Annotated in this window: 11 protein-coding genes; 7 read left to right on the top strand and 4 right to left on the bottom strand. The window is 66.4% G+C overall.

Annotated elements, in window-relative coordinates:
* Positions 1-31 precede the first annotated feature (31 nt).
* Positions 32-1,018: an acrylyl-CoA reductase (NADPH) gene (gene acuI / locus CE453_RS21415; RefSeq protein ID WP_089178077.1), complete on the top strand. Its 987-nt coding sequence runs from the start codon at positions 32-34 to the stop codon at positions 1,016-1,018.
* A gap of 150 nt (positions 1,019-1,168) precedes the next feature.
* Here acuI and CE453_RS21410 read toward each other — a convergent pair whose 3' ends face one another.
* Positions 1,169-2,071, bottom strand: a complete 903-nt coding sequence (locus tag CE453_RS21410; RefSeq protein ID WP_089176406.1) for a LysR family transcriptional regulator — start codon at positions 2,069-2,071, stop codon at positions 1,169-1,171.
* 113 nt (positions 2,072-2,184) lie between these two features.
* Entirely contained in the window at positions 2,185-3,165 is a 981-nt protein-coding gene (locus tag CE453_RS21405) for an L-threonylcarbamoyladenylate synthase (protein WP_089176405.1), read from the bottom strand.
* Positions 3,166-3,441: 276 nt separating this feature from the next.
* On the opposite strand from CE453_RS21405, the gene CE453_RS21400 reads away from it, so the two are divergent.
* The gene (locus CE453_RS21400; RefSeq protein WP_089176404.1) at positions 3,442-5,217 is read left to right on the top strand and encodes an acyl-CoA dehydrogenase; all 1,776 of its coding nucleotides are present in this window, start codon (positions 3,442-3,444) and stop codon (positions 5,215-5,217) included.
* Positions 5,218-5,234: 17 nt separating this feature from the next.
* Here CE453_RS21400 and CE453_RS21395 read toward each other — a convergent pair whose 3' ends face one another.
* Complete coding sequence (locus CE453_RS21395; RefSeq protein ID WP_089176403.1) at positions 5,235-6,029, bottom strand: class I SAM-dependent methyltransferase; 795 nt, start codon at positions 6,027-6,029, stop codon at positions 5,235-5,237.
* Between the two features lie 89 nt (positions 6,030-6,118).
* Here CE453_RS21395 and CE453_RS21390 point away from each other — a divergent pair, with 89 nt between their 5' ends.
* From CE453_RS21390 to CE453_RS21375, 4 genes are all read left to right on the top strand, one after another.
* The gene (locus tag CE453_RS21390; protein WP_089178076.1) at positions 6,119-6,991 is read left to right on the top strand and encodes an SDR family NAD(P)-dependent oxidoreductase; all 873 of its coding nucleotides are present in this window, start codon (positions 6,119-6,121) and stop codon (positions 6,989-6,991) included.
* Positions 6,975-7,835 carry an SDR family oxidoreductase gene (locus tag CE453_RS21385; RefSeq protein ID WP_089176402.1) on the top strand — a complete coding sequence of 287 codons (861 nt, stop codon included), beginning with the start codon at positions 6,975-6,977 and terminating at the stop codon, positions 7,833-7,835. The genes CE453_RS21390 and CE453_RS21385 overlap by 17 nt, the downstream gene beginning before the upstream one ends.
* A gap of 79 nt (positions 7,836-7,914) precedes the next feature.
* Positions 7,915-8,904, top strand: coding sequence for a magnesium transporter CorA family protein (locus CE453_RS21380; protein ID WP_089176401.1), 990 nt, complete (start codon positions 7,915-7,917; stop codon positions 8,902-8,904).
* Between the two features lie 33 nt (positions 8,905-8,937).
* Positions 8,938-10,716: an SLC13 family permease gene (locus tag CE453_RS21375; RefSeq protein ID WP_089176400.1), complete on the top strand. Its 1,779-nt coding sequence runs from the start codon at positions 8,938-8,940 to the stop codon at positions 10,714-10,716.
* On the opposite strand, the gene corA is transcribed toward CE453_RS21375, so the two are convergent.
* Positions 10,717-11,772, bottom strand: a complete 1,056-nt coding sequence (gene corA / locus CE453_RS21370; RefSeq protein WP_089176399.1) for a magnesium/cobalt transporter CorA — start codon at positions 11,770-11,772, stop codon at positions 10,717-10,719. It lies immediately after the preceding gene.
* A 282-nt stretch (positions 11,773-12,054) separates the two neighbouring features.
* Here corA and CE453_RS21365 point away from each other — a divergent pair, with 282 nt between their 5' ends.
* Positions 12,055-13,422 carry a dicarboxylate/amino acid:cation symporter gene (locus CE453_RS21365; RefSeq protein WP_089176398.1) on the top strand — a complete coding sequence of 456 codons (1,368 nt, stop codon included), beginning with the start codon at positions 12,055-12,057 and terminating at the stop codon, positions 13,420-13,422.
* The last annotated feature ends 10 nt before the right edge of the window (positions 13,423-13,432 follow it).

Here is a 13,432-nt window from a genome sequence, read left to right as displayed (position 1 = left end):
TATTGGGAACAGGCCGTTGCGGGAGATGGCGATGACGACGTTCAAGGCCCTGGTGGCGACGAAGGGTGAGACCGGTCCCAACCTCGCCTTCACCGATTTCGCCGAGAGCGAACTGATGGAGGGCGACGTCACCGTCCGCGTCACGCATTCGACGGTGAACTACAAGGACGGCCTCGCGATCAGCGGCAAGGCGCCGGTGGTGCGCCGCTGGCCGATGATCCCCGGCATCGACTTCGCCGGCCGCGTCGAGACCTCCGCGCATCCCGACTTCAAGCCGGGCGATCTCGTGGTGCTGAACGGCTGGGGCACCGGCGAGACCCATCTTGGCGCCTATGCGCAGAAGAGCCGCGTCAAGGGCGATTGGCTGGTGCCGCTGCCGCAAGGGCTCACCGCTGCCGAAGCCATGGCGATCGGTACGGCCGGCTACACCGCGATGCTTTGCGTTCTGGCACTGGAGAAGCACGGGCTGAAACCCGCGGATGGTCCGGTCGTCGTCACCGGCGCGGCCGGCGGCGTCGGCTCGGTCGCGATCGCGCTGCTCGCCAAGGCCGGCTGGCACGTCATCGCCTCGACCGGGCGCGCCGAGGAAGCCGATTACCTCAAGGGCCTCGGCGCCGCCGAGATCATCGACCGCAACGAGCTCTCCCAGCCCGGCCGTCCGCTCGGCAAGGAGCGCTGGGCGGCGGGCGTCGACGCGGTCGGCTCGCACACGCTGGCGAACCTGCTCTCGATGACGAGATATGGCGGCGCGATCGCCTGTTGCGGCCTGGCGCAAGGCATGGACCTGCCGGCCTCGGTCGCGCCTTTCATCCTGCGCGGCGTCGCCTTGCTTGGCGTCGATTCGGTGATGTGCCCGAAGCCCCGTCGCCTCGAGGCCTGGAGGCGACTCGCCGGCGACCTCGACCGCGACAAGCTTGCCGCGATGACCACGACGATCCCGCTCGACGCCGTCATCGAGACCGGCAAGGCGATCGTCGAGGGCAAGGTCAAGGGCCGCGTCGTCGTCGAGATCGGGTAGGATCTCGCGCTGCCCGACGTCATCCCGGGCGCAGCGAAGCGGAGACCTGGGATCCATGCCGGAGCGTTGCCGATAAAGGTTCAAGCATCCCGGATCGGCGCGGCTAAAGCCGCTTGTCCGGGATGACACGGCTTTTGCGGGAATAGCGGTCTACTCGGACCCCTCGATGAGCGTCCGGTGCCGCATCAGCTCGTTGCTGCAGTAGTCCATGAAGGCCCGCACGCGCGGCACATGGCGAATGTCGGGATGGGTCAGCACCCAGAGCCCGGTCGCGAAATCGGGGTTGGGCGGCATCAGCCGCATCAGCCCCGGCCGCCGGTCGGCGATGAAGCAGGGCAGGGGACCGATGCCGAGTCCGAGCTCGACCGCCTCGGTGATGCCGAGCACCGCAGAACTCTTCAGCGCGATCCGCTCCGGCGCGACATGCTCCCGCACGAAGCGCGCTGCCTTCACATGCGAGAGCTGATCGCCGAGCGCGACCCAGTCGCGCTGGTAGAGAGCAGTCGGATCTGCCTTCTCGGCTGCCATGCCCTCGTCGGCCCGGCCGTAGATCGCCCAGGCGAGGGTCGCGATGCGCCGCCCGACCAGCGTCTCGCCCGGTGTGTCACTGGCGCGGATGGCGACATCGGCATCGCGCTTGGACAGGTTCAGTGCCTGGTTCCCGATCACGACATCGAGCCGGATCGCCGGATGGGCTTCCCGGAAGCCGGCGAAGATCGGCAGCAGCAGATGGAGATGCAGCGTGTCGGTGGTGGTGATCCTGATCTCGCCGGAGGGCGCCACGTCGCGACCGGCGAGACGGCGGGAAAAGGCGATGACATCCTCCTCCATTCGCCCGGCGAGAGCCGCCATTTCTGCGCCGGCGACGGTCGCGACATAACCCGTCTTGCGCCGCTCGAAGAGCGGCATTCCGACCATCTCCTCAATCTGCCCGAGACGTCGGAACACGGTGGAGTGGTTGACCGAAAGCGCCGCCGCCGCGCCTGTCAGCCCGCCATGGTCGGTGATCGCCTTGATCAGGCGGAAATCGTCCCAGGCGAGTTTGGAAGACATCGACGCGTTTCTCCTGCCGATACGCAAGCCGATATCTTGCATTCATGCAAGCTGGTGGCGTTCAAATCCGGGCGGGCTGCCGGTTCGATGTCGTCTTCGGCGAAGCCGGCTAATCAGCGCGGTGCGGCCGCGCGGCGCAGGCGGTCGTTGATCGCCTCGCCCAACCCCTGCTCGGGAATGCGGGCGACAGCAATGGTCGTCGGGCCGAGCGTGTCGAGCCGGCGCAGATAGCCGAAGAGATGGCTCGCCGCTTCGCGCAGGTCCCCGGTCGGGCTCAGATTGAGCGAATCGGGATAGGTCTGCTCGTCCGGGCCGAAGCCGAGCCAGGCCTCGCCCGGCTGCGGTGCTTGCGCCTCGAGCCTGACTCGCGCCGCCGGAGCGTAATGCGACGCGAGCATGCCGGGCGAGATCGGCGCATGACCGGCATCGCCTGCGATGACCAGCGGCCGGCCGATCACATGTTCGATGGCGGAGCGCGGCACGCCGCCCGGCCTGAGCAGGCGCGGTGCGCCATCGAGGCAGGCGACGATGGTCGATTCCACACCGACCTCCGTCGGGCCGGCATCGAGCACCGCGTCGATGCGCCCGCCGAGATCCCCAAGCGCATCCTCCGCGCTGGTTGCGCTGATCCGGCCGGAGCGATTGGCGGAGGGCGCCGCGATCGGCCGACCGGCCGCCGCCAAAACCGCATGCGCGACAGGATGCGCCGGCACGCGCAGCGCGACGGTGGTGAGACCGGCCCGGGCCAGATCGCTCACCGTGCAACCGGGGGAAGCGGGCACCACCAGAGTCAGCGGTCCCGGCCAGAAGCTTTGCGCCAACGCCAGCGCATTGGCGTCGAACAGCCCCTGACGGCGGGCGCTCGCCAGATCCGGGAGATGCGAGATCAACGGGTTGAAGCTCGGCCGCTCCTTGGCGGCATAGATGCCGGCGACCGCAGTTCCCGAGGTCGCATCGGCCGCAAGCCCGTAGACCGTCTCCGTCGGCAGGGCGACGAGTCCGCCGGCGCGCAACAGTTCGGCCGCCTCCGCGATGCCGGCAGCATCGGCGGCAAGGAGCTTCGTCTGGCGGGTCGTGGAGAGAGACTGGTTCAAGGCGAGATTGACCGGGTATGGTTTATATATAAACTAACTGGCGAGCGCGACACGGAACGAAGGTCGGGCTTGGCTTGCGTGGCATAGGCGATAGTTCCTCGCTATAGCATCGGACCGAAAAGTGGAGTCCACTTTTCGGGATAATCCGATGCGATAACAATTCGGTAGATCGCCGTTGTCGCGTCCTGCGGACGCGCGGCGATCTAGCATCGCGGCAACGGTAAAAGCGGACTGCCGCCGCCTCTCAGGCTGGCACCGGTCCCAGGGAGATGATCGATGAGCTATCGCGCCCCGGTTTCGGACATGCTCTCCACCATGCGCCATGTCGCCGGCCTCGACCGGCTGATCGCAGACGGGTTGGCGCCTGAGCTCGAAGGCGGCGTGGCCGAGGCCGTGCTCGACGAGGCGGCGAAATTCGCCGCCGACGTGATCGCACCGCTGAACCGCGTCGGCGATCTCAACGGCTCGAAGTTGAAGGACGGTGCCGTCACGACGCCGCCGGGCTGGAAGGAAGCCTACAAGGCCTGGGCCGAGGCCGGCTGGAACGCGCTGCCGGCGCCGGAAACCTATGGCGGGCAGGGCCTGCCGACGCTGCTGCAATCGGCCTGCATCGAAATGTGGAACTCGGCCGCCTTCGCCTTTGCGCTCGGCCCGCTGCTGACCGTCGGCGCGATCGAGGCGCTCTACGCGCACGGCTCGGAGCATCTCAAGGAGACCTATCTCGCCAAGCTCGTCTCGGGCGAATGGATGGGCACGATGAACCTGACCGAGCCGCAGGCGGGCTCCGACCTCAATGCGCTGCGCAGCAAGGCCGAGCGCGTGGCGGACGGCACCTATCGCATCACCGGCCAGAAGATCTTCATCACCTATGGCGAGCACGATCTGACGGACAACATCGTCCATCTCGTGCTGGCGCGCCTGCCCGATGCCCCTCCCGGGACGCGTGGCATCTCGCTCTTCCTCGTGCCGAAATACCTGGTCAATGCCGATGGTTCGCTCGGCGCTCACAACGACCTGCGCTGCTCCGGCATCGAGCACAAGCTCGGCATCCATGCCTCGCCGACCTGCTCCATGGCTTTCGGCGACAAGGATGGCGCGATCGGCTGGCTGATCGGCGAGGAGAACCGCGGTCTCGCCTGCATGTTCACGATGATGAACAATGCCCGGCTCAACGTCGCGCTGCAGGGCGTCGCCATCGCCGAGCGTGCCTATCAGCACGCGCTGGCCTTTGCCCATGAGCGCAAGCAGGGCACAGCGCTCGACGCGCCGAAGGGCGCTCCGATGAGCCCGATCATCGTCCACCCGGACGTACGCCGCATGCTGATGGACATGCGCGCCAAGACTCAAGGCGCGCGTGCGATCTCCTATCAGGTCGCGGAGGCGCTCGACCGCTCGCACCGCGAGACCGACGAGGCCAGGCGGAAGGCCGCATCCGAGCGCGCCGCCATCCTGACGCCCATTGCCAAGGCCTATGCGACCGATATCGGCATCGACGTCGCCTCGACCGGCATCCAGGTCCATGGCGGCATGGGCTTCGTCGAGGAGACCGGCGCGGCCCAGCATCTGCGCGATGCCCGCATCGCTGCGATCTACGAGGGCACCAACGGCATCCAGGCCATCGATCTCGTCACCCGTAAGCTGCCGCTGTCGCAGGGCGATGCGGTGCATGCGCTGATTGCCGAGATGCGCGACATCGTCGGTGAGGTCGAGCGCGCCAATACGCCGGGCTTCGGTCATGCGGCCGCCCGGCTTGGCGCCGCCGTCGATTCCCTGGAGCGCGCGACGGAGTGGATGCTCGGCGCGCTCGGCGGCAAGCCGGCCGACGCATTGGCGGGCGCGACGCCCTATCTCAAGCTTTTCGCGCTGGCGCAGGGTGGTACGGGGCTGGCGAAGAAGGCGCTGGCCACCCGCTCCGAAGCGGAAGGCACCGGCGACCTCGCGACTGCACGCTTCTACGCCGAATGCATCGCGACCGAGGCCCCTGCGCTCGAGCTGGCAGTGACGGAAGGCGCCGGTGCCATCGCCGACGCGGCTGCGGTCTTCGCGGCGTGAGGACAGCCGCGCCCTGTTCAGGCCGTAGCGCCCTTGCGGGCACGGATGTGCAGGAACAGCGGCGCGACATGCGTATCGGCCAGATAGGGCACGCTTCGCGCTGTCTCGGCATCGACGCGTGGCTCGGCCATATGCTCGATTGTCAGCCCGGCCGCGACGATTGTCGCGACCCAGTCGCTCAGCGTTCGATGAAAGCGCGGCACGCGGAAGGGCTCGGCACTGGCCTTGACCTCGGCTGGGGCCGCGCCGAAGCGCCAGGTCTCGATTTCACCATCGATGCCGTCGAAATAGCGCCCGACCTCGATGGCGCGGATGCTGCCGTCCGCCTCCCGCAGCACCTTGCGATAGGGCGGGGCGAAGCAGGGATGCAGGATCGAGAACTGCAGGAAACCGCCGGGCTTGAGTACGCGCCGTGCTTCGGCGAGCGCATGGTCCTGCCGTGGCATGTCCATCAGCGACATGAAGGCGGTGGCGAAGTCGAAGCTCTCGCCAGCGAAGGGCAGGGCAGTGCCGTCCCCTTCCAGATAGATGATGCCAAGCGGTGCCTTGGCCTCGACCTCGCGCGCGTGGCGGATGAAGGTCGGCGCGATGTCGACCGCCGTCATCCGCGCACCGCGCTCGGCGAGCTTGCGCGTGTTCGAACCCTCGCCGCAGCCGATGTCGAGGCCCTTCAGGCCCGCGACGGGCGGCAGATTCGCGAGGAAGACCGGCGTGTTCAGCGCGTCGCGATAAAGGTCGTAGCCGGCGCGGGCATGGCGCGTCCAGGTTTCGGCATTGGCCTCCCAGCAGGCGGCGACATCCGTTCTGTCCATGGTGCTGCTCCGTTGCGAGGGGACCGGGGCTATAGGGCAGGGGATGCTTCCTGGCCAGCGATGATTCGGATGGCCTGCGCATGAGCGCCATGCAGCCTTCCCTGTCCGGCCGCGTCTGTCTCGTCGCGGGCGCCTCTCGGGGGCTCGGGCGCGGCATCGCGCGGGCGCTGGGCGAGGTGGGCGCCACCGTCATCGTCACCGGCCGCTCCAGCGAGGCCGGTCCTCATACCGACCAGCGGCCCGAGACCTTCGAGGACACGGCCCGCGAGGTCGAAGCCGCCGGCGGCAAGGGCTATCCCTATCGCTGCGACCATACCAGCGAGCGCGAGGTCGATGGGCTTGTCGCCTGGGCCCTGCGCCGCTTTGGCCGGCTCGACTGCGTCGTCGATGCGGTCTGGGGCGGGAACGAAGGCTATGACGGCGAGCGCTATCCCGATGGCTCCGGTTACGGCACGCCGTTCTGGCGCCGCCCCGTGGCGCGACTGGGCGAGAGTTTCGAGAGCGGCGTCTATGCGCAGTTGCTGCTGGTGCGGGCCGTGGCGCCGGCCATGGTGCAGGCACGTTCCGGGCTCATCGTCACGGTGAGCTTCGACACCGAGGGCAGCTATCTGGGCGATGTCTTCTACGACCTCGCAAAGGCCGCGATGAACCGGCTGACCTTCGCCATGGCGCAGGAGCTGAAGCCTTTTGGCGTCACCGCACTGGGAATTTCGCCCGGCCATGTCCTGACCGAGCGCGTCCGTGATGCAGGGCTTGGCCCGCAAACCACCGAGACGCCGCTCTATGCCGGCCGCGCCGTTGCGGCGCTTGCGGCCGACCCGGAGGTGGCGCGCCATGCCGGGCAGGTGCTGCATGTCGCAGATCTGGCGCGTTCCTACGGCTTCACCGATCGCGATGGCTCCCAGCCGGGCCGTTTCACCATCACGAACGAACAGGGAGGCGGCGATGTCGCTCAAGGGTAAGACGCTCTTCATCACCGGCGGCTCGCGCGGCATCGGCCTCGCGATCGCGATCAAGGCGGCAAAGGATGGCGCCAACGTCACTATCGCCGCCAAGACGGCGGAGCCGCATCCGAAGTTGCCCGGCACGATCTATACGGCCGCCGCTGAGATCGAGGCAGCCGGCGGCAAATGCCTGCCGCTGATGGTCGATGTCCGCGACGAGCAGAGCGTGGCGGAAGCGATTGCGAAGACGGCGGAAACCTTCGGCAGCATCGACATCCTGGTGAACAACGCCAGCGCGATCCAGCTCAGCAACACCCAGATGACTGACATGAAGCGCTTCGATCTGATGCATCAGATCAACACGCGCGGCACCTTCATGGTCTCGAAATACGCGATTTCCCATCTGGAGAAGGCCGAGAACCCGCATATCCTGATGTTGTCGCCGCCGCTCGACATGAAGACGCAGTGGTTCGCGCCTCATCTGGCCTATTCCATCGCCAAATACGGCATGAGCCTGTGCGTGCTCGGCCTTGCTGGCGAGCTGGCGCCGAAGGGCATCGCCGTCAACGCGCTCTGGCCGCGCACCACCATCGCCACAGCCGCCGTCCAGAACCTGCTTGGCGGCGACAAGATGGTGCAGGCGAGCCGCACGCCCGAGATCCTGGCCGACGCCGCCCATATGATCTTCTCGAAGCCGTCGCGCGAATTCTCCGGAAACTTCCTGATCGACGACAGCTTCATGGCAGGCGAAGGCGTAACCGACTTCACGCCCTACCGTGTCGATCCGTCCGTGCCGCTGATGCCCGATTTCTTCGTGCCGGCCGACTCGAAGCCGCCTCAAGGAGTGAAAGGCGGCGTCTGAGCCGTCATCGGTTTGACATGCGTTCCGGATCGGAGTTCCTGCAGGTCGATCATCCCGACCGTGCAGCGAGATTCGCCCCATGCTGACGATTCACGGCATCTGCCCGGATTCGCGTGACAAGCTTCGTGCTGCTGTCGCGGGAGCCGGGGAGATCCTGCCCGCCGATGCCATCTGGATCGACCTGCTCAACCCGACTCCGGAAGAGGACAAGCGCGTCGAGGGCCTTCTCGGCATCTCCATCCCGACGCGGGAGGAGATGCATGATCTCGAGCCCTCCGAGATCATCTATACCGAGAACGGGGCGCATTACATGACGGCGCGCGTCATCTGCCAGTCGGAGAGCATCGTCCCGAAGCTCGCCGACGTCACCTTCATCCTCACCGAGAAGGCGCTGGTGACGGTGCGCTATGATGAGCCGGGCGCCTTCAACATCTTCCTCAACCGTGCGACCAAGCCGGGCGGCTGCGGCCAGCAGCCGGAGGCGGTGCTCGACGGATTGATCGAGGCGATCGTCGATCGTGCCGCCGAGGTGCTGCGTGGTGTCGGCGACAAGGTCGACATGGCCTCGCGCCGGATCTTTGCGGGTCGTGCCCAGGATGTGGAGCAGGGCGGCGTCTATCAGGTCGTGATCCAGCATATCGGCCAGCACGAGCACATCATCTCGAATGTCCGCGAGAGCATGATGTCGATCGAGCGCGTGCTGCTCTTCCTCTCGGCCAATTACAACCGGCCGAAAAAGGCGCAGACCGGCTTCTCGGCCGAGTGGCGCTCCGCGGTGCGCGACGTGCAGGCCATCGAGGAGCACGCCACCTTCCTTTCCAACAAGCTGCAGTTCATGCTCGATGCGACGCTCGGCCTCGTCTCGATCGAGCAGAACAAGATCATCAAGCTGTTCTCGGTCGTCTCGGTGGCACTGATGCCGCCGACACTGATCGCCTCGATTTACGGCATGAACTTCAAGACCATGCCGGAGTTGGAGTGGCAGTGGGGCTATCCGCTGGCGCTGGTCTCGATGGTGCTCTTCGCGGTGCTGCCTTACCTGTTCTTCCGCTGGAAGAAGTGGCTGTGAGGCGACTGTCCAGCAGGCTACGCTGACGACCGGATGACCCAGCCGCAGATTCTCTCCGTCCTCCTCGTCGCCGGCATGATGGCGGCCTTCCTGTGGGGCCGCCTTCGCTACGATGTGGTTGCGATGCTGGCCCTGCTCGCTGCCGTGTTGCTCGGGCTCGTGCCGGCTGCCGATGCCTTCAAGGGCTTTTCCGACGACATCGTCATCATCGTCGGCAGCGCGCTGGTGCTGAGCGCAGCGGTCGCCCGTTCGCGCATCATCGAAAGGCTGTTCTCGAAGCTGGATTCGGCCACGGCTTCCACCCAATTGCAGGTGCCACTGCTGGTTTTCACCGTCGCGATCATGTCGGCGATCATCAAGAACATCGGGGCGCTCGCGATGATGCTGCCGATCGCCTATCAGCTCGCCCGCAAGGACGGCAAATCGCCCTCCGTCTTCCTGATGCCGATGGCCTTCGCCTCGCTGCTCGGCGGCATCGTGACGCTGGTCGGCACCTCGCCGAACGTCATCGTCGCGCGCGTGCGGCAGGAGCTCGGCGGCGAGCCGTTCCGCATGTTCGACTTCGCCCCGGTCGGCATCGTGGTGGCACTCGCTGGCTGTGCCTTTCTCAGCGTGGGTTATCGCCTGCTGCCGCGCGACCGGCGCGGCGCGGTTTCGCTCGATCAAGCCATCGACATCAAGGACTACCTGACCGAGGCCAAGCTCAGAGAGAAGTCGCCGCTCGCGGGCGGGACGGTGGCCGATCTCAAGGCGATCGGCGGAGACGCTGTCGAGATCGTCTCGATCCTGCGCGACGAGCGTCGTGTCCAGGCGCCGCTGCCCGATGCCGGCCTGCGGGCCGGCGATATCCTGCTGCTGCGTGGCGACGCCGCCGTGCTGGAGCGGGTCGTGGCGGAAGGCGGACTCGACCTGACCGGCAAGGACCGGCCGACCCAGAAGGGCGATGCGCTCGACCCCGACCGCATCGCCGAGGCCATCATCGGGCCGGATTCGACCCTGATCGGGCAATCGGCCGGCGATCTCGGCCTGCACCGGCGCTTTGGCGTCAACATGATCGCGATCAGCCGCTCCGGCGAGCGCTTCAGCCAGCGCCTGCGCGACATCAGGTTGAGGGCCGGCGACATCGTCGTGATCCAGGGCGACGAGAAGCTGCTGCCGGAAAAGCTCTCCGAGATGGGCCTGCTGCCGCTGGCGGACCGGCTGGTGCCGCTTGGCTCGACGCGGCGCGTCGTGCTCACGGTCGTGATTACGCTCGCCGCGGTCGCTGCGCTCGCGGCTGGACTCGCGCCGGTTCCGTTCATCTTCTTCGCGGCGGCGGTGCTGCTCATCGCCTGCCGCTGCCTGCCGTTGCGCGAAGCCTACCAGAACATCGATGCGCCGATTCTGCTGATGCTCGCTGCTCTGATCCCGGTCAGCGATTCCTTGCGGACGACGGGGACGACCGATCTCTTCGCCTCCTGGCTCGCGGTGATCGGCGCCGGCCTGCCGGGCTGGGCTGCGGTCGCGCTGATCCTGGTGGCGGCGATGGCGGTGACGCCGTTTCTCAACAATGCCGCGACGGTGCTGGTGATGGCGCCGATTGGCGCGGGCTTCGCGAGGAACCTGGGCTACAATCCCGATGCCTTCCTGATGGCGGTGGCGATCGGCGCGGCTTGTGACTTCCTCACGCCGATCGGGCACCAGTGCAACACGCTCGTGATGGGGCCGGGCGGCTATCGGTTCAGCGATTACGCCCGGCTGGGGGCGCCCTTGTCGCTGATCGTCATCCTGCTCGCGGTGCCGATGATCCTGCTTGTCTGGCCGTTGCGCTAGCTACAGCCAGCCATTGCGTTTGAAGCGCCAGTACAACACGGCGCAGGACGCGACGATGAACGCCAGCACGCCGTAGTAGCCGTAATGCAGTTCGAGTTCCGGCATGTTCTTGAAGTTCATGCCGTAAATGCCCGCGACTGCGGTCGGAACGGCCAGGATCGCTGCCCAGGAGGCGAGCCGTTTGGTGATCGAGTTCTCCTGGCTCTGCCCGACGAGCAGGCTCGCCTCGAAGGCGAAGGCCAACACCTCGCGCAGGCTGTCGATCTTCTCCTGCACGGTGCGCAGATGGTCGGTCACGTCGCGGAACATCGGCGCAAGTGTCGGCCGGACTTGCGGAACATTGCCGTTGGTGAGGCGCTGGCAGACATCGAGCAGCGGCATAATCGCGTTGCGCAGGCGCAGCAGGTCGCGCCGCAGCATGTAAAGGCGCTCGATGTCGGAGCGCGCCATCGGCTTGGCGAGGACTTTGTCCTCGATCTCCTCGACCTCCTCGTGGATCGCCTCGAGCACGGGCATGTAGTTGTCGACGATGAAATCAAGGATCGCATAGAGGATGAAGTCTTCGCCCTTGGCCAGAGAGGTCGGGCAGGTCTCCCAATGCTGCCGGACGGACTTGTAGGAGGTCGAGGCGCCATGGCGGACGCTGACGATATAGCCACGGCCGAGAAAGACGTGCGTTTCGCCGAAGGCGATGCGCCCTTCGATCAGTTGAGCCGTCCGCGCGACGACGAAGAGGGCATCGCCATATTGCTCGAGCTTGGGCCGCTGATGTGCATTCGTGGCGTCCTCGACCGCGAGCGGATGCAGGTTGAACTGGTGCTGCACGCATTTGAGCAGGGCGGGTTCCGGTTCGAAGAGCCCGATCCAGACGACGTGATCGTCCTTTCGCGCCCACTCACCGGCTTCCTCCACCGGGATATCGGCGACGCGTACGCCATGGGCATAGACACTGGAGGCGATGACGCCCGCAGCATGAACCTGGCCCTGCTCGGCGGCGGGATCGGGGGCTTGTTCCGGCGCCGCGACTGCGGCGAGCCTGATATGCGAGACGGACATCTCACCACCTCGTCGCTCGCGGGATCTTCAGCGCAGGCTAGAACTGTTCTGCCTTCGGGGAAATCACTTTTGCGGCAAATGAACGGCCGAACGGCACGCTGTTCTTGGCTGCTGGAGCATTCGTCTCGGTCCGTCAGATCTCGCGGCAAGTGGATAGGGAGCTAGAATGTTTGTATCGCCAGAGCATCAAAATATAGAATAACTTCCTTTTGCAGAGAGTTTTCTGGAGCGTATATAGAAGTAAATTTTCTGCTGTAACGCAGTCACCGACGAGATCTCGCCATGACGACATCCATATCCCGGAGCGGCGCGCCCGCTGCCGGCTCTAAGCCGTTCTATTCCAGCTTCGGCTTCCAGGTCCTGGCCGCGATGGCGGTCGGGCTGGTGCTCGGCTGGGTCGCCCGCAATATAGGCCCCGATGCCGCGGGTCAGCCCAACTGGCTTACGACGACGCTCGCGACCACCGGCTCGATCTTCGTGCAGCTCCTGCAGGCGCTGGTGCCGGCGCTGATCTTCACGGCGATCGTCGCCTCGATCAGCAATCTCCGGCAGCTCTCCAACGCCGCGACGCTGGTCTGGCAGACGTTGCTCTGGTTCGCTCTCACCGCCTTCATCGCAGTGCTGATCGGCATTGCGCTTGGCCTGCTGATCCAGCCGGGCATCAATGCGGGTGTGGCTGCCGCGAGCGCCAAGGCGCCGGGCACGGTCGGCTCCTGGCTCGATTTCCTCAAAGGGTTGGTGCCCGCCAACATGTTCGGTCTGCAGGCGACGACGAAGGTCGATGGCGGCGCGGCGACCACGCGCCTCGGCTTCAACGTGCTGCAGCTGCTGGTGATCTCGATCGTCGTCGGTGTCGCGGCGCTGAAGGTCGGCGAGCGCGCCAACAGCTTCCTCGCCCTGAACGAGTCTTTCCTCGCGATCGTGCGCAAGATCCTGTGGTGGGTGATCCGGCTGACGCCGATCGGCACCATCGGCCTGCTCGGCAATGCGGTGGCCCAGTATGGCTGGCAGACGCTTGAGCAGCTCTCCTGGTACGCGATTGCGATCTATATCGGCCTCGCCATCGTGCTGCTGGTCGTCTACCCGACGCTGCTCGTGCTGCACGGATTGTCGCCGGCTCGCTTCTTCGCGGGCGCCTGGCCGGCGATCCAGCTCGGCTTCGTCTCGCGCTCGTCGGTCGGCACCATGCCCGTGACCGAGGCCGTGACCGAGAAGAGCCTTGGCGTGCCGCGCGAATACGCCGCTTTCGCCGTGCCGCTCGGCGCGACCACCAAGATGGACGGCTGCGCGGCGATCTATCCGGCGATCTCGGCGATCTTCGTGGCCCAGTTCTATGGCGTCCCGCTCGGCATCCAGGAGTATCTGCTGATCGTTTTCGTCTCGGTGATCGGCTCCGCGGCGACCGCGGGTCTCACCGGCGCGACGGTGATGCTGACGCTGACGCTCTCGACGCTAGGCCTGCCGCTCGCCGGTGTCGGCCTGCTGCTCGCGATCGACCCGATCCTCGACATGGGTCGCACCGCCGTGAACGTCGCGGGCCAGGCACTGGTGCCGACCCTCGTCGCCAAGCGGCAGGGCCTGCTCGATCAGGCGCAATACGACCGCGCCGGCGACATCGAAGCGCTCGACGCCGCCGCGAAGGCGGCCTGAGGCGGGCGGC

This window comes from Bosea sp. AS-1 (assembly GCF_002220095.1).
GTDB lineage: Bacteria > Pseudomonadota > Alphaproteobacteria > Rhizobiales > Beijerinckiaceae > Allobosea.
This window is presented reverse-complemented; position numbering and strand designations above follow the sequence as displayed.